Source organism: Natrononativus amylolyticus (genome assembly GCF_024362525.1).
In the GTDB taxonomy this organism is placed as follows: Archaea; Halobacteriota; Halobacteria; order Halobacteriales; family Natrialbaceae; genus Natrononativus; species Natrononativus amylolyticus.
In genome coordinates, this window is sequence record NZ_CP101459.1 from 498,604 (window position 1) to 518,247 (window position 19,644).

16 protein-coding genes are annotated in these 19,644 nt (G+C 60.9%); 9 read left to right on the plus strand and 7 right to left on the minus strand.

Annotation, left to right across the window (positions count from 1 at the left end):
• The first annotated feature begins 93 nt into the window (after window positions 1-93).
• Window positions 94-738 (plus strand): DUF305 domain-containing protein, encoded by a 645-nt coding sequence (locus NMQ11_RS17650; RefSeq protein ID WP_255171013.1) that lies wholly within the window; start codon window positions 94-96, stop codon window positions 736-738.
• 91 nt (window positions 739-829) lie between these two features.
• Here the strand turns inward: NMQ11_RS17650 and NMQ11_RS17655 are convergent, their stop codons facing one another.
• Window positions 830-2,068 carry an MFS transporter gene (locus tag NMQ11_RS17655; protein WP_255171014.1) on the minus strand — a complete coding sequence of 413 codons (1,239 nt, stop codon included), beginning with the start codon at window positions 2,066-2,068 and terminating at the stop codon, window positions 830-832.
• Between the two features lie 69 nt (window positions 2,069-2,137).
• Window positions 2,138-2,737, minus strand: coding sequence for an AsnC family transcriptional regulator (locus NMQ11_RS17660; protein WP_255171015.1), 600 nt, complete (start codon window positions 2,735-2,737; stop codon window positions 2,138-2,140).
• Window positions 2,738-3,185: 448 nt separating this feature from the next.
• Between NMQ11_RS17660 and NMQ11_RS17665 the strand changes: the two genes are divergently transcribed.
• From NMQ11_RS17665 to NMQ11_RS17690, 6 genes are read left to right on the plus strand one after another with little or no spacing between them, the layout of a single operon-like run.
• The gene (locus tag NMQ11_RS17665; protein WP_255171016.1) at window positions 3,186-4,778 is read left to right on the plus strand and encodes an ABC transporter substrate-binding protein; all 1,593 of its coding nucleotides are present in this window, start codon (window positions 3,186-3,188) and stop codon (window positions 4,776-4,778) included.
• Window positions 4,779-4,788: 10 nt separating this feature from the next.
• The gene (gene nikB, locus NMQ11_RS17670; protein WP_255171017.1) at window positions 4,789-5,736 is read left to right on the plus strand and encodes a nickel ABC transporter permease; all 948 of its coding nucleotides are present in this window, start codon (window positions 4,789-4,791) and stop codon (window positions 5,734-5,736) included.
• Window positions 5,733-6,659, plus strand: a complete 927-nt coding sequence (gene nikC / locus NMQ11_RS17675; protein ID WP_255171018.1) for a nickel transporter permease — start codon at window positions 5,733-5,735, stop codon at window positions 6,657-6,659. Before nikB ends, nikC begins: the two co-directional genes overlap by 4 nt.
• A 4-nt stretch (window positions 6,660-6,663) precedes the next feature.
• A complete protein-coding gene (locus NMQ11_RS17680) occupies window positions 6,664-7,725 on the plus strand; it encodes an ABC transporter ATP-binding protein (RefSeq protein WP_255171019.1) in 1,062 nt (353 codons plus the stop codon).
• A complete protein-coding gene (locus tag NMQ11_RS17685) occupies window positions 7,725-8,756 on the plus strand; it encodes an ABC transporter ATP-binding protein (RefSeq protein WP_255171020.1) in 1,032 nt (343 codons plus the stop codon). Before NMQ11_RS17680 ends, NMQ11_RS17685 begins: the two co-directional genes overlap by 1 nt.
• Before the next feature lie 5 nt (window positions 8,757-8,761).
• Window positions 8,762-9,310 (plus strand): hypothetical protein, encoded by a 549-nt coding sequence (locus tag NMQ11_RS17690; protein ID WP_255171021.1) that lies wholly within the window; start codon window positions 8,762-8,764, stop codon window positions 9,308-9,310.
• Between the two features lie 14 nt (window positions 9,311-9,324).
• On the opposite strand, the gene NMQ11_RS17695 is transcribed toward NMQ11_RS17690, so the two are convergent.
• The 3 genes from NMQ11_RS17695 to NMQ11_RS17705 all read right to left on the minus strand — a co-directional run bounded on the left by NMQ11_RS17695 (window position 9,325) and on the right by NMQ11_RS17705 (window position 12,485).
• The gene (locus NMQ11_RS17695) at window positions 9,325-9,522 is read right to left on the minus strand and encodes a heavy-metal-associated domain-containing protein (RefSeq protein WP_255171022.1); all 198 of its coding nucleotides are present in this window, start codon (window positions 9,520-9,522) and stop codon (window positions 9,325-9,327) included.
• Window positions 9,523-9,741: 219 nt separating this feature from the next.
• Complete coding sequence (locus NMQ11_RS17700) at window positions 9,742-11,025, minus strand: MFS transporter (RefSeq protein ID WP_255171023.1); 1,284 nt, start codon at window positions 11,023-11,025, stop codon at window positions 9,742-9,744.
• 500 nt (window positions 11,026-11,525) lie between these two features.
• Window positions 11,526-12,485, minus strand: a complete 960-nt coding sequence (locus tag NMQ11_RS17705) for a DUF3179 domain-containing protein (protein ID WP_255171024.1) — start codon at window positions 12,483-12,485, stop codon at window positions 11,526-11,528.
• 262 nt (window positions 12,486-12,747) lie between these two features.
• Here NMQ11_RS17705 and NMQ11_RS17710 point away from each other — a divergent pair, with 262 nt between their 5' ends.
• Window positions 12,748-15,015, plus strand: a complete 2,268-nt coding sequence (locus NMQ11_RS17710; RefSeq protein WP_255171025.1) for a heavy metal translocating P-type ATPase — start codon at window positions 12,748-12,750, stop codon at window positions 15,013-15,015.
• Window positions 15,016-15,290: 275 nt separating this feature from the next.
• Here NMQ11_RS17710 and ddfA read toward each other — a convergent pair whose 3' ends face one another.
• Window positions 15,291-15,539: a DdfA family disk-determining factor gene (ddfA, locus tag NMQ11_RS17715; RefSeq protein ID WP_255171026.1), complete on the minus strand. Its 249-nt coding sequence runs from the start codon at window positions 15,537-15,539 to the stop codon at window positions 15,291-15,293.
• Window positions 15,540-15,945: 406 nt separating this feature from the next.
• Here ddfA and NMQ11_RS17720 point away from each other — a divergent pair, with 406 nt between their 5' ends.
• Window positions 15,946-17,943, plus strand: a complete 1,998-nt coding sequence (locus NMQ11_RS17720) for a bifunctional metallophosphatase/5'-nucleotidase (protein ID WP_255171027.1) — start codon at window positions 15,946-15,948, stop codon at window positions 17,941-17,943.
• A 339-nt stretch (window positions 17,944-18,282) separates the two neighbouring features.
• Here the strand turns inward: NMQ11_RS17720 and NMQ11_RS17725 are convergent, their stop codons facing one another.
• Window positions 18,283-19,419: a uroporphyrinogen decarboxylase/cobalamine-independent methonine synthase family protein gene (locus tag NMQ11_RS17725; RefSeq protein WP_255171028.1), complete on the minus strand. Its 1,137-nt coding sequence runs from the start codon at window positions 19,417-19,419 to the stop codon at window positions 18,283-18,285.
• Window positions 19,420-19,644: the final 225 nt, after the last annotated feature.

The window sequence follows — 19,644 nt, forward strand, 5'->3', positions numbered from 1 at the left end:
ATACACTGCCAATAATAATGTCCACTCCCGGCGGTTTACTGCGTGAACCGGGAGCGTTGAGCATCACCTCCCGATTCAAACCGTGAGAATACCATGAGTAAATCCACAAACCGACGCCGCTTCATGTATCTAGCAGGTACGGCTGCCACAGTTAGCTTTATCGGCTACACCGCGGCCGATGAGGGCGAACACGAAGACACGAATAACGAGAGTGACGATGGCCACTACGATGATCCCTCCGAGGATGATGACCATCATGAGCATGAATATGATGGCGAATTCAACCACGCAGATGTCGAGTTCATGCAGATGATGATTCCTCACCACGAGCAGGCGATCGAAATGTCGAAGCTCGTTCCCGGACGTACCGATCGCCAAGAACTCTGTGAACTTGGACCCGAGATCATCGAAGTGCAAGAAGCAGAGATCGAACAGATGCACGAGTGGCTCGAGGAGGCGGGTGCCGACGCCCACGGCCACGAGATGGACCACCACGAGATGGAGGGTATGATGACGCCCGAGGAGATGCAGACACTGCAGTGTGCGGAGGGCCACGAGTTCGATTGTCTCTTCGTCGAGCACATGATTCACCACCACGAAGGTGCAATCGTGATGGCGGAGGACGTTCTAGAGGAAGGACAGGCGCCCCGAATAGCCGAGTTAGCCGAAGAAGTAATCGAAGTCCAAGAAGCTGAGATTGCAGAAATGGAACGCTGGCAGCAGGAGTGGGGCTGCTAATGTGGTCGAAACCAACAAAACATAAATAAATTGAATTTGGCTCCCCAATTTATCTACAATTGGGCAATGAATCTGCTGCTCATCTCCGAACCTACTTAGAGGGCGTTCCTTTAGCCGACTCAGGCGGAGCAAAGGGCGTACTGACCGCTATCAGTAGTGTGGAGCCTCCGATTAAGACGATACCCGCAAGAGAGAGTGCGATGATTGGGGTGAAAACATCTGATATGATCCCGCTCCCCAACTGGAACGGAATGACCGTCACAGAGCTGACCATCGCCATCGCGCTCAACACGCTAGCCCGACCGGTCGTGCCCGACCGATCGTTGATGTACTGTATCGCAAGTGAGCGCGACGTTTCGACGATGGCACGGACGAACAGCAACACGGGGATCGCGAATAGCGGGAAAAACCAGAGACTACTGAGCCCGAGTCCGACAGCGAACGGCACCGTCAGGAACCAGCCTTTGATACCGATTTTCTGATGAATGATACCTGTGTTGTAACTCAGGGCAGCAGACAAGAGACTGACCACCGCATAAAACCACCCAAGTAGTGGCTCAACTTGCCCTCGAGGAACGCCCATCTCGAGGGCGGCCTCTTCGAACACCGGTTGGAGAAAGATCGAGGTGACGTACAACACTGCAGAGAATAGAATGAAATAGTAGAGGATGAACGCACGGATACTCCGATTTTCCACGGTCTGACGAATGATGTGAATTGACTCTGTGAACTGCAAGGAATCGCTACCCTGTACCCGGTAACTCCTCGGTTCGGGCATGCTCAGAACGACGACGATGCCGACGCCCATGATCGCTGCAGCGACGAAAAACGGGTACGATAGATCGAACCCGGCCAGATACCCGCCGACGACGGACGCGACTGCACCGATTGCGAGTGCCAGCGCTTCACCTCGTCCACGAACGTGTGCGAATCGCTCGCTTTCGGAGAGATCTGTGAGACTATCATACAACCACGCATCTTCGCTTCCCGAGCGGAAATTGTACCCCATCGACCAGAACACGTAGAGAACAAGCAACTCGGCGAACGAGTTCGCCAATCCGATTCCGACGAGCGTGACCGTGATCAGAACCGTTCCGATCAGTAACGACGGTCGCCTTCCAACGCGATCACTAATGTATCCGGTCGGAATCTCCCCCAAGAGCGTCGTGAGGTTGTACACGGCCTCGAGGATGACGATCTGTGTAAATGAGAGCCCCTGAGAAAGGAAGTAAATATACATGATCGGCCGGTAAAATTCGACGGCCTTCGTCGCCTTGTAGAGATAATACTTCAGGATGACCGGCGGGATGAGTCCCTCCCTCGGGAACATTAGTCCACCGACAGGCTAACGAACCTGTGAATCTCCAGGATTCGGTTTGGACCAGATCCAAGTGACAGGTCACTCATTTTCCGCACGCTCGCGTAATCGCTCGAACTGGGTTTCGTACCGCTCTTCACAGGAGGGACAACAGAACTGCTTGATTTCGCCGTTGATTCTCGTTACGACCCCTTCGCTCGTGACGGTGTTCCCACACTCTGCACACGAGAGTGCGAACTCTGCCCCGCTGAGTGTGAACGAGCGCTCGGTGTCTGCGAGGAGTTCGACTTCGTAACTGACGATCATCGACGGGTCGAGTTGCTCGAGGATCCACTCTCGAGGGTTCGTCTCGGGAGCGTTTGCGTGGAAGACGAGATTCGATTCGATCGTCGTATACACGTACTCGACTTCAGGGGTTGCGACGAGTTGCTGACGGATCAAATCTAGACACTCCGGTCTGACATCAACAGTCGCAAGAAGTGGAAGACTCCGACGCAACTGTGTCCGGTCGATATCGATAGTAAACTGCCGAATGATGCCCTGCTCTTCGAGTTTGCTGACACGCTCGGAAACTGCAGGCGCAGAAAGCTCGACCATTTCGGCGACTTCTTTGAAGGGTCTTCGCCCGTCTTTCGCCAGAAGCCGAAGAATTTCGAGATCAGTTTCATCGAAATTGTGCATACCCGCCGAGTTGATAGGCATAGATAATAAACATTACCTATAATTCGATATCGGATTCAATAGTTAGGATTTTTAGGCGGAGTACTTAGTATCCTGTCTCAACTGCGATCTCCGTGCCGTCGTATCCCCTTAACTTCCAGGGCGGTCCCGCTGGAATTGCACCGCTCTCGGTCTATTAGGACGTATCTCGAACTAACTCGCTGACAAAAAATGTAATATACCTATGTGGTAGGTTGAGATATAAATCCCTTTACAAATTTTACCTTTGATTACGAACCCAAATCTCGGATTGGGGCTTCGAATGACTATTTATCTAACCTTAGATTAATAAATTAATTCTACGAAGGGGTATATCCTCTCTCACTTATAAATACACCGGCCCCCGGAGGGTATAGTTTTATATACCGCCGATCCAGTTCTGTTGGTATCAGTAGCCAAGTGAGAAAGAATGCCACACAGTAGAATTTTAGCTAGTCGGCGGGGAATGTTGAAAGGCTTCGGTGGAGTGAGCGCAGTTGCGCTCGCTGGATGTCTCGGCGGATCCGACGGGTCCGACGACGAGGGTCAGCCGAGCGAACCGGATCGAGACGAACAGGAGCAGTTACCGAGTGCGACGATTGCCCTCGACGATGATCCGACGAGGGACGACTGGAACTACTACGGGGGAGTTACACCGTACTGGACGAACATCCTCGAGCCGCTCGTGTGGGTTTCAAACGAGATGGAACTCGAACCGTGGCTCGCGACCGACTGGGAACAGGTCGAGGAAACGGTCTGGGAGTTCTCGCTCAGAGAAGGCGTACAGTTCCACAACGGCGAGGAAATGGTCGCCGATCACGTCGTGTTCTCGATCGAAGCGATCCTCGAGGAACACGCGTGGGCACCGGGATGGCTCCACATCGAATCGGGCAGTACGGTCGCACTCGACGACTACACCGTCGAGTTTACCACGACTGATCCGTTCCCAACCTTCCCGGGAACGATCGCTCACAACATGGTCGCGATCCAACACCCCGACCGCGATCACACCGAGGACAACGTGATCGGGACCGGCCCGTTCATGGTCGATGCGATCGATCAGCAACAGGAAGTCCAGACGGTCGCCTTCGAGGATTACTGGGACGAGGAACCCGTTCTCGATGAACTCGTCTTCCGCGTCATCGAGGACCCGAACACGCGAGCGCTGTCGCTCGAAAACCGAGAGATCGACATCGCGCTCTCTCCACCACGGAGCCGAATCGCTTCGATCGAGGAGGACGATTCGATGTTCCTCGAGCGACAAAGTCGACCGGGTGCGGGGTACGTTGGAATCAACCTTCATAAATCCCCGACAGACGACACAACGCTGCGACGCGCCCTGAATCACGCGATTTCACAGGAGACGATCGTAGACACCGTTCTCGAGGGAGTCGGCGAGCCCGCTCGTGGACCGATTTCCCCGATCATCTACTGGTCGGCACACGACGAAATCGAGACCTACGAGAAGGACGATGATCGAGCGGCTGAACTCGTCGACGAATCGAGCTACGACGGCGAGACGCTCAGCATTCTCGTGGCGAACGATATGGTCGATGGCAGCGAGATGGCGCAAGTGCTCGAGGGCTCGTTCAGCAGTATCGGCGTCGAAACGGAGATCCAGGTGCTCGAGCGCGCCGCCTACTCGGAAGCAGAGCGCGACGGGGAAGCCCACCTGATACTGAAAGAGAGCGGGTCGAACAGCGGAGACGCCGATTACATCATCTACGAGGGGTTCCACTCGGACGGTGACGTCAATCAACGCCTTTACCGCGACGAAGGAACCGGCCTGCACAACCTGGGCGGAGAGGTCGACGAGTTGATCGAGACCGGCTTCCAGACGGCGGACGAGGATACGAAAGCGGACGCCTACATGGAAGCACAACACCACATCGCGGACGAAGCGGTCACGATTCCGCTGTACTACAGCGAGTTCATCGCCGCGTGTCACGAGAACATCGACGGACTGGAGCTAGGCGCAATTCCGCAGTTCTCGCGCTGGACGTCACTCGAGCACTGGGAATAATCTCTCTGCCATGTGGAAATTCGTTCTTCGTCGCGCGGGCACATCCGGGTTCGTCCTGGCTGGTGTTTCGATCATCACGTTCTTACTGATGTTCTTTACGCCTGGCGATCCTGCTGAAACGATCCTGCGACAACAGATGGGCGGCCAAACACCGTCTACGGAGGCGATCGAGCAGTTTCGAGATGCCCAGGGGTTAGACGACCCGATCCCGTTACAGTACCTCGACTGGATCGGTGGGGTTCTTCAGGGGGATCTCGGGAACTCCTACTACAGTGACACGGCCGTCTCCCAGCTCATCATCGACAACCTCTGGCCGACACTCGAGTTGGCCGTCGCTGGCATGGTCGTCGCGTTGCTCATTGCGGTGCCGACCGGTGTCATTAGCGCCGTCCACAAGGGTGGCTCGCTCGACTACGGGAGCCAGCTCGCCGCACTTCTCGGTCTCTCGATGCCGAACTTCTGGCTCGGCTACCTCCTCATGCTGGTTTTCGCGATTCAACTGAGTCTCCTACCGACGTCCGGGTACGGGAGTTTCGACCAGTTGATTCTGCCGGCGATCACGCTCGGAACGGGAATGGCTGCGATCATCACGCGGTTACTCCGATCATCAATGCTCGAAGTCCTCGACGAAGAATACATTCAAACCGCCCGGTCCAAGGGCCTCCGTGAACGCGTCGTCGTGTACAAACACACCCTTCGGAACGCGCTGATTCCGGTTATCACGATCGTTGGATTGCAGTTCGGCTACCTGCTGAACGGCGCGGTTATCGTCGAGATCGTCTTCCAGCGTCCCGGCCTCGGTCGCTTACTCATCGATTCGATCTTCGCACGCGATTATCCCATCGTGCAGGGCCTCGTGTTGGTTATCGCGGTCTTCTTCGTCGTGACGAACTTTCTCGTCGACGTCACCTACCGATACGTCGACCCCCGGATCTCCTTCGAAGGTGGTGACCGATGAGCGGCGAATCCACGCGCGGGGAGACGTCGCCGGTCGAGCCGACGCGCCGTGAGCGGATCCACTCGCTCTATCACTCGCGGAAAGCGCGCCAGTTCCGTTCGAACACGTTGAACGTCGTCGGAATGGTGATCGTCGTTACGATCGTCTTCAGCGCCGTCTTCGCACCGTTTCTCACGCCCCACGATCCGACCGAGCAGAACCTCGAGAACCGCCTCGAGTCCCCCTCGCTCGAGCATCCGATGGGAACCGACCAGCTCGGACGTGACATCCTCACGAGGCTCCTCTACGGGGCACGAATTTCCCTCCAGATCGGCGTCGCGGTCGTCGGCATCTCGCTTGCGATCGGTACCGCAGTCGGCGTGACAGCCGGCTACGCGGGAGGGTACGTCGACGAGGCGCTCATGCGTCTCGTCGATATCTTGCTCGCGTTCCCCGGTCTGTTACTCGCACTCGTCATCGCGGGTATTCTCGGGCCCAGCCTGACGAACATCATGATCGCGCTTGCGGTGGTGGGGTGGACGAGATACGCACGCGTGATACGCGGTAGCGTATTATCGATTAAACAACAGGAGTTCGTCAAGGCGAGTCAGCTGATGGGCGTGAGCCGACTCAGGATCGTCGGCCGACACATCATCCCGAACGTCATCGGTCCTGTCGTCGTCCTCGCAACGATCGACATGGCAGGCGTCATCCTGGGGACGGCAGGGCTATCGTTCCTCGGTCTCGGCGCACAGCCGCCGACCCCCGAGTGGGGAACGATGATCTCCGAAGGTCGGAACTACCTTCAGGACGCCTGGTGGGTCGTGAACTTCCCCGGGCTGGCGATTATGCTCGCCGTGCTCGGGTTCAACCTGCTTGGAGACGGGCTTCGAGACGTACTCGACCCACGTGACACCGACACCACCCAGAACAAGGGACTCTGAACCCATGACAGACCCACTACTTTCCGTCGAAAACCTGCACACGCAGTTCGAGACGTACGATGGAACCGTCCACGCAGTCAACGGCGTGTCCTTCGACATTCAACCGGGAGAAATCGTCGGCATCGTCGGTGAGAGCGGCAGCGGAAAGTCCGTAACTGCGCTCTCGACGATGCGCCTCGAGGCCCCGGGAACCATTACTGACGGCTCGATTCACTTCCGAGGGGCCGACCTTACGGCTGCAAGCGAACGAGAGATTCGCCGCGTTCGCGGTCGCGGCCTCTCGATGGTCTTTCAGGACCCGATGACGACTCTCAACCCTGTCTTCACGGTGAGCGACCAGATCGTCGAGTCGTTGAAGATTCACGATGATCCCGACACACAAACACTCCGGGATTATATGCGAATCCCACTCATGCACGATCGTTCCGACTGGGCAGCAAAGCGCGAGCGCGTCATCGAACTGATGGGGGAAGTCGGCATTCCGAACCCCCAGGAGCGACTCGACGCGTATCCTCACGAATTCTCCGGGGGGATGCGACAGCGAGCGATGCTCGCGATCGCGCTTGCGAGCGAACCGGATCTGTTGATCGCCGACGAGCCGACGACGGCTCTGGACGTGACGATCCAGGCCCAGATCCTCCGCATCATTGCGGATCTCAGAGACGAACGTGACATGTCGGTGCTGATGATCACACACGACCTCGGCGTCGTCGCCGGCATCTGCGATCGAGTCATCGTCATGTACGGCGGTGAAATTATGGAGACGGGAACGACAGCGCAAATCCTCGAGGATCCAAAACACCCCTACACGCAAGCGCTCCTCGAGTGTATGCCACAGCGAACCGGTCGTAAGGAGCCACTGGAAACGATCGACGGCCAGGTTCCCGATCAACTCGGTGGCATAGATGGGTGTCCGTTCGCCTCGCGTTGTGACCATGCCCAACCCCACTGTCGAAGCGAGTCGATGCCGGTCGTCCACTGCGGTGAGAACCACCGGGCGAAATGCTGTGAACTGCACCGAGTCAACGAGGGCATCGACAGCGAAGTCTACCCGGAGGGACGATAATGAGCACTCAGTCATCGTCTCGGCGGGCGGAACGGACGGAGACCACCCCCGTGATCGAACTCGACGCCGTCTCGAAGGAGTTCCCCCTCGAGGATTCGCTCTTCGACAAACTGCTCGGAACACAGACGTCGGTAACGGCGGTGTCAGACGTCTCACTGACCGTCTACGAGGGCGAAACGATCGGGATCGTCGGCGAGAGCGGCAGCGGCAAGTCGACGCTCGCGAACCTCGTGACGGGCTTGCACACACCAACAGCTGGAACGGTCACCTTCGACGGAGAGCAAGTCGGCGGCGCACTCTCTCGGTCAGCAGAGCAACTCACAGACGTCGGTGTTATCTTTCAGAACGCAAAGTCGAGCATCGATCCGCGAATGACCATCCAGGCCGCAATCGCCGAACCGCTCAAAGCTCACGGCTGGTCCAAACGCGAGCGGACAGACCGTGTCGAGGAGTTACTCGAGCTCGTAAACCTCTCTGAGCGCTACGCGACTCGCTACGCACACGAACTCTCCGGTGGACAGGCTCAACGGGTCGCAATCGCCCGCGCGATCGCGACGGAGCCACGGGTACTGGTCCTCGACGAACCGGTGTCGGCGCTCGACGTTTCGGTCAAAGGGAGCATCATCAACCTCTTGATGCGCCTGCAACGTGAACTCGGCCTCACCTACGTCCTCATCAGCCACGACCTGAGCGTCGTCAAACACATCGCAGATCGCATTGCCGTTATGTACCTCGGAGAGTTGATGGAGGTCGCACCTGCCGACCAGTTGTTCGCCTCCCCGTCACACCCCTACACCGAGGCGCTACTCGCTGCAATTCCGGACGTCGATCCAACGACGTCGATTCAAGACGCGTTTATCCTCGAGGGTGACGTGCCGAGTCCGGTCGATCCCCCGGACGGTTGCGTCTTTCATACGCGGTGTCCGATCGCAGAGGAGCGGTGTCAGCGTGACGTTCCCGACCGAGTCGAAATCGACGACGCAACGTCAGCGTGCCACTTCGCTGAAGACGTATACCATGACCGACGATAAGTATCATGACCGACGATAACGACGAAACCCAACCAGAAACGGACGACCTGTGCCACTCACCGAGCCGGTCGGCGATCAGTGACGAACTGGACGTTCCCGACCAGCCACCCGATCCCGAGACCGAATCACACGTTCTTCCCGACGAAAAGCTTCAGTACCCCGAGTTCACGTTCGAGGAGGGCGAGATGGTCGACGGAGCGTTCGAGCTCGACCGGTCGCTCGACCGCGAGGGAATGCGCGAGTGGCTCGAAAACTTAAGCGGTGGTCTTGCCAGTCACGACGTCGGCGTTTCGACGGCGGACGAAACCGCGATCTTCGGTGTCGGCGCCGGTGACGTTTCGATGGCGTTCGACCCCGACGACGACCACCGCGGAACACTCGAAGTAACGTTCTCTCTGAACGCGAAGCTCATGACGTTCTCGGACGACCCCACGGAGCGGCGGGCGGGCGCTCGAGGGGGCGAGGGGTTCATTCCACTCGAGATGCTCACGACGGACAAAGAGCCGCACACGTTCCGCTGTTATAACTGGATTCGCGATCCGATCGACCGGTAGCTGCGTCCTCGGCGTTACGCTGAGGCGCTGTATCCCGCGTTCTCGATCGCGCTCACCACAGCGTCGACGTCGGCGTCCTCATCCACCGTCACCGTGTTCGCATCGCTGTCGGCGGAGACCGACGTGACGCCGTCTACCTCCCCGAGTACCGATTCGACGGTTTCCTCACAGCCGCTGCAACTCATGCCCTCGACGGTAATGGTACGTGCCATACGTACACTGACGCACCGAGGCTTTTTTCCGATTGCTGTTTCGTCGCTTCGGTGAAACCGAGGGTGTACTTCAGAATGTAAATGTCAATACGGGTGGGGGTCGAACAGTCTTTCGAACAACGTCGCTCGAGACGCGACGTCGCTCAGACTAGACGCGAGGTCGATACCTGCGTCTGCTCTCGATTCACAGAAAACACAGCGCGGATGCCCCGAGGCAGTTTACTCGCCTGGCTCCGGATTCGGGCCCAGCGATGATCGTTCGATCGGCGACTCCCAGAGCAGGATCGCAATCGAGCCGACGACCAGTATCACGCCCGCCGCCGAGAGCGCGAGCAGCGGTGACATCGCATCCGAGATCACGCCGCTTCCGAGCTGGAACGGGATGACCGTGAGCGCGCTCACCATCGCCATCGCGCTCAACACGGTTGCACGACCGAGCGTTTCGATGCGGTCGTTTACGTACTGTCCTGCGAGTACCCGCGTCGGCTCGACGCACGCCCAGCCGACGAACAACGCGACGAGTGCTAGCGGTGGCACGAACGCCATCGCGGCCAATAATCCGCCGACCAGAAGCGGGATGACGATAAACCACCGGCGCAGTCCGATCCGCTTTTCGATGACGCTGATACGGTAGCTGAGCGCCGCCGACACGAGGTTGATCGCTGCATAGTACGCGCCCAGAAGCGTTTCGACGTTGTCGGTCGAGATCGTGATCGTCGAGTACCCGTCACTGCTGGGGACCGGAAGGGGGACGCTCAAACTCAGGTCGAAGTCAGTTACGACCGATTCGAATACCGGTTGGAGGAAGATGAACACGAGATAGGTGATCGCCGAGAACAGCACGAAATAGTAGACGATGAACGATCGCAGACGACGCTGGCCGACGGCCTGTGTGACGACACCCCACGCTTCTCGGATCCCCATCTCGCTCGAGTCGCTTTCCTCGTACGTCGTCGGTTCGTCCAGTGTCAGTATCACGAGCAGTCCTAGCCCGGTGAACAACGCAGCCGCGAGAAACGGGTACGTGAGGTCGAGACCGCCGAGATAGCCGCCGACGAGCGACGCACCGACACCGGCGGTCAAGGCGATCGACTGTCCACGGCCGCGAACGCGGGTGAACTCGTCACTCGCAGAGACGTCGGTGAGCGTTTCGTACACCCACGCATCCTCGGTGCCCGAGCGGAAATTGTAGCCGAGCGACCAGCAGATAAAGAGGAGCGCAAACGCGACGAACGTAGACGCGAACGCGATCCCAACTAACGTCGCCGTGATGAGCGCAGAGCCGACGAGAAGACTGTTTCGTCGGCCGATCCGGTCGCCGACGTACCCCGTCGGTACTTCCCCGAGAACTGTCGTCAGGTTGTAGAGCGCCTCGATGATGACGATCTGCGTAAACGAGAGGCCCTGGGAGAGCAAATAGAGGTACATGATCGGTCGATAGAACTCGACCGCCTCCGTCGCTTTATACAGATAATATTTGAAAACCGCTCCGGAGACCGCCATACCAGACTGTCATCTCTCTCGACTGGTAATGACTTCGGTATCCACCTTCGTTCTCCGCCTGTCTCGAGGCGGACACTTGAGGGTCTGGTTGTTACTGAAGCGGGCCGAGCAACACGCCGACCGATCGAAACGGCGACCGATTCGACGACGGCAACAGCCCCGGCCTCGAGGGATGGACATCCGTCTCGACCACGGAAGATTCCTCCCCGCCGTGAGCGGCGGGGTTTCCTCGCTGACTAAAGATGAACCGCCTTGTCGCTGACACGCCCAGTAGCTACCGTCGCCGCCGCAACGGTTTCCGTCGATCGCAGCCAGTCGCCGAAATCGGACGTTTCGGCCGGTAACTCGCCGATGGAGGGAGGGCCGGGTGACGACGGTGCACTCGTCCGCTCCCGGTGGTACTGACGACGGGACCTCGACGTGACCTGCCGTTGCGTCGATCGTCGTGGGCCGGCCGTCCGCTCCTTGCTCGAGGCGCTCGTCTCGACGCGGACGACTCGCTACCCGAAAAACGCGTCCGGACCGTGATCGTCCTGCCAGGTGAACGCGAAGAGCCGTCGGGCCGGGAGTCTCGGTAGCTGTCGGCCGTCGACCGCCTCGCCCGTCGTCCCGTCCCACGTCGTCGATCCGGCGCGGAACTGCCCCCCGGCTGTCGGTTCGAACTCGTAGCCCGGATTCTCGAACGCGTGGATCCCACCGTCGGTCGCGAACACGACGACGTCGGTTCCGGCGACCGTTTCGCGGACGACGCCGTCTGCGTCAGCAACCCACGGCAACGGAAAGCCGACCGCCTCGCCGTCCGACTCGAGTCCCAACACGACGGTTTTGGGCTCGAGATCGGATCGGTCCCAGGAGCGGGTGTCGTCGCGCGTTCGGTGAGCGGCCAGTCCGAAGCCGTCGCTGTCGAAGTACCCCGCGTACGGTTGGTCGTCGTAATCGACCGAGGCGGGCGTGTCGTCGTCGCTCGCCGCTTCGCTGCGTGCGTTCTCGATCGGCTGGAGGACGACGCCGTCCGGGTGCCGGTCGCGAAACGACTGCCAGGTCATCACCGCGCTCGGACGTACCGTCAACTGCCGCCCCTCGTGTCGACCGTCGATACACGTTCCGAGGGACTGCTTCCACTCGGAGTCGGTCTCACGGTCGTACATCACGAGGTCGTCGTCGGCGAGTTTGCCGCTGACGCCGAACTCGAGCGGTTCGCCGTCGACCCGGCGGTCGTAGACGACTGCGCTGCCACAGAGCGGACACCACGTGACGGCGATCGGCACCGCCTCGTCACCGACACCGAGCACGTCGTTGACGATCTCGTGATAGTCGAGTATCCGGACCGGATACGCCTTCGGTGGCGCGGCGTCGACGACGATTACGTCGTCTTCGTCGTCGCCGATATAGGTCGTTCCAAACGTCGGCGTCTCGATGCTCGGAATCGCATCCTTCGGCAGGACCTGACGGACGTTCATCGGTGCTACGACTGAGTGTGAACACTTAAGTCTCCCACTGTCACCGGACCGGTGACGACCCGGGAGCTCTCCGACAACGATCCACTCTCGAGCCCTCTCGAAATTTCTTTCCGAACGAGGGGACTCCCCCACAATAATTAGGATCCTGTACGACAAACAAGAGGAACAGCGACCGCCACCGACTCACTTCGTTCCTCACTGGGTGGCTCTTCAGTGACGGACTCGACGAACCCCGGAAACGGCTGCGACGCAGACACTACCCATGTCACAATACGACCCCGCGGATACACCCGATTCACATCACGTCCAGGAAGAGCGACCACGGAGTGAGAAACCGACCGACCGCGATTGTCCGTGCTGTCGAGTCTGTGGGTTAACCGCCGAGCGGACCGGACGAGGTGAACAGTCGTCGCCTCACCACGACCACAGGGAGGAAGAACTCGCTCACGACCCCTCCGACCACGCGCCCGAAGCGCACGCCGATCACGCCGGCGACGACCACGAGGCGCACGTCGATCACGCCGGTCACGAGGAGATGTTCAAGCAGCGATTTCTCGTCTGTCTCGTCCTGTCGCTCCCGGTGCTGTACTATAGCCCGATGCTTCAGGAGTGGTTCGGTTACGCCGCCGTAGCGTTCCCCGGGAGCGCGTTCGTCGGGCCGGTTCTCGGTACGATCGTCTTCCTCTACGGCGGGGTTCCGTTCCTGCGGATGGGGGCCGTCGAGGCCCGAAACCGCGAGCCGGGAATGATGCTGTTGATTTCGCTCGCCATCACCGTCGCGTTCGTCTACAGCGTCGCGGCGGTCGCCTTCGGCATCGGCGAGCCGTTCTTCTGGGAGCTCGTCACGCTCGTCGTCATCTTCTTGCTCGGCCACTGGATCGAAATGCGAAGCGTTCGACGGGCGTCGGGCGCGCTCGACGAACTGGCCGAACTGATGCCCGATACAGCCGAACGCATTACCGAGGACGGGGCTGTCGAAGAAGTCCGCGTTGACGACCTCGCGGAAGCCGATCTCGTGCTCGTGCGACCCGGGGCCAACGTTCCGGCCGATGGCGTCGTCGAGGTGGGCGAGTCGAACGTCGTCGAGGCGATGATCACCGGCGAGTCACGGCCGATCAAAAAGGAGCCGGGCGACGAGGTGATCGGCGGAACGACCAACCGCGACGGGAGCCTGCGCGTCCGCGTCACCGCGACGGGCGAGGAAACGACGCTCTCGGGTATCATGCGACTGGTCGAGGAGGCCCAGCAAAGTCGGTCCCGAACCCAGGTACTCGCCGATCGAGCGGCGGGCTGGCTGTTCTACGCCGCGATTGCCGTGGCGGTAGTCACCGCCGTCGCGTGGACCGCCGCCGCCGGTTTCGGGCTGACGGTCGTCGAGCGGGTCGTCACCGTCCTGGTGATCGCCTGCCCCCACGCGCTGGGACTCGCCGTGCCGCTGGTCGTCGCCATCAACACGACGATGGCAGCGCAAAACGGGATGCTCATCCGCGATCGGATCGCCATGGAGGAGGCGCGCAACCTCGATACGATCGTCTTCGACAAGACGGGCACGCTCACGGAAGGCGAACAGGGCGTCGTCGATGTCACTACAACCGGCGAGTGGGACGAGGACGAACTGCTGGCGGTGATGGCCGCCGCTGAAGGCGACTCAGAGCACATGATCGCCGAGGCGATCCGTGCAGAAGCCGACGACCGGAGGCTCTCCGTGCCGAGCGTCCGTGGGTTCGAGGCGCTCGAAGGCCGCGGGGTTCGCGCAACCGTGGACGTCGACGCAGCTGTGACCACTGGCGCGGACGGGAACAGCGTACGAGACGGCGAGACGATCTACGTTGGGGGGCCGAACCTGCTTCGTCACCTCGAGGTCGAACTCGACTCGTCCCTCGAGGCGTTCGCAGGCGAGGCCGGCGAACGCGGACAGGGCGTCGTCTACCTGCTTCGAAACGGCGAGGCGGTGGGCGCAGTCGCGCTCGCGGACGTGATCCGCGAGGAGAGCTTCGAGGCAATCGAAGCCCTCCACGGGATGGGCGTCGAGGTCGCTATGCTCACCGGTGATACGGAAGACGTCGCCCGCGCCGTCTCTGAGGAACTCGATATCGACACGTACTTCGCCGAAGTCCTTCCAGCGGACAAGGACAAGAAAATCATCGAGCTGCAAGAACGGGAGCAGCTCGTGGCGATGGTCGGCGATGGGGTGAACGATGCACCCGCACTGACGCGTTCCGACGTTGGGATCGCCATCGGCTCGGGGACCGATGTCGCCGTCGAATCCGCCGACGTCGTCCTCGTAGAGAACGATCCGCGAGACGTCGCACACCTCGTCCGGTTGAGCCGAAAGAGCTACCGAAAGATGCAGGAGAACCTCGTGTGGGCGGCAGGTTACAACGTGTTCGCACTCCCGCTCGCCGCGGGTATCCTCGCGCCGATCGGCATCCTGCTTTCACCTGCTGTCGGTGCCGTCTTGATGTCGGTGAGTACCGTCATCGTCGCGATCAACGCACAACTCTTGCGACGGGCCGATCTCACGGTGTGAAATCTCTCGCGGGAAACGGCGAGAGCTTCCCTTCCGCGTTGGGACATCTCTCACAACCATCAGTGACCTGCGTCACCGTCGTGGTGGTCACCGTGGTCGTGATCCGCCATGTGAGCCTGCATCATCTCGATCGTGAACGTCGTCTCTGCTCGAGCCAGACCCCATCACGCAGCCGAAGGGCGAGCCTTCGGCTGCGATTCCGACGAACGGGGGCGTCTCAGAGACAGATCGACCCGTTTTGACGCGTGCCATCGTCTGAAACGGGCGCCAGCGCCTTACTCAATTCGGACGATCGGTTCGTCCTCACGGACTACCGTCACCGTGTGGCCTGCGTAAGGGAATTCGATTCGACCGATTCGAGGCGTCCCGCCGTCGGTCGGAGCGAAAATCGCCTCGAGGGCATCGGGATCGACGGCATCGAACAGCGGCGGCAACTCCAGCGGGTCCGTTCCCTCGAGGGCCGCGACTCCGTCGACGATCTGCTCGTGTATCTCGTTGCTCCCGGCTACAAGAGACTGGGTCATTATCCTATGAGCGACACCAACCCTGTAATACTTTTCGAAAATATGGTAACTACTGGTAATCGGACTCGAGCGGTGCCGGGGTAGCCCGTCACCGGGCGCCCTCAGAGAGCGTATTCCTGCTGGAGCGATTGATGTCAGGCACTGACCTCATCTCGAGGGTCGGGGCGTCCGCCTCGACAGCCTGTGACGGCCCTCGAGGCACTCCCAGATGTGGGTCCCGATACTGGTGATCTGTGGCCGGGGTACCGCTGCCACTGTGCCCCATCCGATGGCGAGCACCAGCATCCCTGCAGTCGACACCAGAGGGCTGATTTGCCACCCTCGTTATACCTGTACCATATCCTATTTGCATGGACGATGGGCATTGGAAATCTTTTTACGATCGTTATCTGAACGTGAGCAGTGTATGTCATTCGATGGCAGGGGAGCGGACGAAGCACAAACGAGAACCGACGCAGTCACCGTCGACCGTCGTCAGTTCCTCGGGACGACTGCCGGCGTTTCGTTGGCGACGCTCGGCCTCTCCGGCGTCGCGGGTGCAGAGGAGGCAGAGACGCTGACAATCATCCACGATACGCACTTCCACGGGCGCTTCGAGGACGCCGACGAACCGGAGATCAACATCGCACGGTATCATACCATGGTCGAGCAACTGCGTGCCGAACACGAGAACGCGATCTTCCTCGGGATCGGCGACGACATCGCCCCCTCGATTCTCGGCCTCGAGTTCGAGGGCGAGCACATGATTCCGGCGCTCAACTACATGGAGCCGGCGGTCATCGGCGCGGGCAACCACGAGTTCGACTTCGGCGTCGAGGTCGCCGAGCAGCGCTTCGCCGAGAGCGAGTTCCCGTGGGTGATCTCGAACCTGCTCACCGACGAGGGCGAACCGGTGCCGGGAACCGAGCGGTGGACGACCCTCGAGGTCGGCGACCACACCGTCGGCGTCTTCGGGATGGGTGTCGAGGGCTTCCACGGCATCACCGACTTTCCGGAAGACTGGGAGGTACTCGGTCACGAAGAGGCGACCGAACAGGCCGTCGACGCCCTCCAGGACGCGGGGGCGGAGTTCATCGTCTGTGCCTCCCACGCCAACACGGGCGATCACCCCACCATCGCCAGCGTCGACGGCGTCGATGCGGTCGTCGGCTCACACTCCGGGGTCGTCTTCGACGAGCCGAACGAAGACCACGGCGCCGTCATCTCCGAGTTCGGCGACGAGTTCGATCACGTTGGCCGGCTCACGTTCGACGTCGCCAGCGGCGAGTTGGTCGACTGGGAGCGCATCGACCTTTACAACTCCGAGGAGGGCGAGCCGCCGAGCGACCACGAGAACCACCGGCCGGTCGACGTCCACGACGTCGAGGAAGACGCGTGGCTCCGCGAGCACGCCGACGAGTGGCTCGCCGACCTCGAGGAGGAACTCGGCCGGCCGTTCTTCGAAAGCGAGGTCGCACTCGATGCGACGTTCGATACGAACTACGGCCGCGAGAGCCGGTGGGGTAATCTGATGACCGACGTCATGCGCGAGGTCGGCGACCACGGGGACGGCGACGGTCTCGTGGTCGACGTTGCGATCCAGAACTCCGGGGGCATCCGGTCCGACGCCACCTACGGTCCCGGCGAGATCACAGGTCTCGACGTGATGAACATCCTGCCGTTCCCCAACGAAATCTGGGTCGTCGAGGTGACCGGGGCGGTCCTCCAGCAGTATCTCGAGGACGTGACGAGCCCGATGACCGCCGACAGCGACTACGGTGTCCAGACCAACATTCAGGTGTCGGGGATTCAGTACGAGTATGTCGCCCACCACGGCGACACCGAGATCCCGTCGGTGTACGTCGGCGGCGAGCCCCTCGAATCCGAAGAGACGTATCTCGTCGCGAGCAACGACTTCGAGATCGAACGCACCGTCCTCGGCGAGGAAGGCGACCTCGTCCTCCAGTCCGGACAGTACCTCGGGCCGTTCACCCTCGACCGCCTCGAGGAACGGGGTACGGTTGCCCCCGAGATCGACGGCCGTATGCTCCGCGTCGACGCCGACGCCGGCTCCCACCAGGAAGTCGTCCGGCGAGGTGGCGAGACGCTGTTGCGCTACGACCTCCCCGACGCCGTGGCGGCGATCGACCCGGAGACGTTCTACGGCCTCACGCAGGATCACGACGGCGTCGACCCCGTCCGCGTCGACGTCGAGGGCGACGACCTGTGGCTCGCCTTCGAGGCGGGCGACCTCGAGTCGGCTATTGCCGGCAGTGACGACCTCGATCTGCGCGTCTTCGGCGGCTTCGATCCCGACGACGAGTACTACGGCTACGGGGTCGACCTCCCCGTGGGGGTCGCCTGGGAGCACTACCAGCTGAAGGCGACGATCGATACCTCGAGTCCGGCACTTCGCGACTGCTGAGTCGTCCCTGACGCCCCTCGTCTATGGGCCGATTGTGGGTTTCCATGGAGTCTTCCCCCCGACGATGGTGCAGGCGAACGCCTGGGGCGAGTTGCGTGTAGTCATGCGGGATTCGTCACGTCGAAGACGTGTCACTCGTGCAAGCACATCGGGTAGACGCCGTGAGACGAGCGAGACACCCTCGCAGATGACGCTCACGGCGTTTCGAGAGTCGGAACCCCGCCCAGCGTTCACGAGACCAAAGGTCTCGTGCAGCCCGCCAGTACCGAAGGTTCCGGAGACGACGACTGACTGGCATTCCCACCGTGTGGGAAGCCCCCGTTTACGGCGGGGAGGATGTCAAGAGAGACGCCTGGAGGCCAGTCTCGCTCCGTCGGATAGCGCCTCGAGTTTCTTCCAGACGAGGTCGGGATAGACGAGGTTTGCGGTCATCACGGTCTCGAACCCGCAGTCACAGCCCGCGACGATCCGCGACGGGTCGCCGACGCTCTCGGCGAAGCGCTCGAGTCGGTCCGCGACAGTTTCGGGGTGTTCGACGATGTTCGTCTTCACGTCGATCACGCCGGGGATGAGCGTCCAGCCGTCGGGCAGCGGGTGCTCCGCGATCGTCCGGTGTTCGTGGTTGTGACGCGGGTTCGCCCCCTCGACGACCAGCCCGCTGACGGCCGCCTCGTAGAACTGGTCGATGACGTCGTCGAGGTCGACGTCGTGGTGATGCGGACCGGGATAGTTCCCCCAGCAGGCGTGAAGGCGGACCCGATCGCTCGGCACGTTCTCGAGGGCGAGGTTGATCGCCTCGACGTACGTCCGCACGTGCTCGCGGAACTCCTCGACGGAGGCGTCCTTGTAGGTGATCGTAAAGCCCGCGAGCAGTTCGGGGGCGTCGATCTGGAGCTGTGCGCCGCCGTCGACGATCGTCTCGTACTCGGTCTGCAGGGCCGCTGCGAGGTCGAACAGGTAGTCCTCGTTCGAGTCGTGGTACTCGGACTCGGTGAACCGCAGGACGGCGCCCGGCGATGGCGCGGTGTGGAAGCGATCGGCGAACGTTACGCCTTCGGCCTCGACTGCCTCGTCGAACCGCGCCAGATCCCGCTCGAGGTCCGCCGTGCCGACGTACTCGATGGGGCCGGTCGCGATCGGACCGCCGATGGTCTCGATGTCGCCCAGCGCGACCTCCGCGAACTCGGGATAGTCCTCGAGGTCGGCCGGCAGTTCGCGCTCGGCGAATCGGTCGGAGAACCCCGAGAGGCGGTTCGTCACGTCGACGGAGTACGCGAGCCGGCTCTGTTCGCCGTCGTTGGCGACGTCGATGCCGGCTGCGGCCTGTTTGCGGACGACGTCGCGGACGGCCTCGGTGACGGCGTCGTCGAACGACTCGGACTGCGGGTCGGCGTCCCCGCGAAGCAGCTCCCGGACCGTCTCCGAACGCGGGAGGCTCCCGACGTGCGTGGTCGTGATGAGGTTTTCAGTGGGCATCGGATCTCACGGTGAGTTACTACTCGTCCCCTCGCCGTCACGGCATAAATATCCTATTTCCGTCCGGCATCACGACCGCCGTTCTATGCACATCGGTAATCGTACGGAAGGTGACTCGAGCGTGCGGCCGTCGACACCGGCGGACGTCCGACCTATGCGGAGTGCGTGTTCGTCGGAGACGCGAACCCTCTGCGGGTCGGGGGATCTTATATGCGTCCAATGAGC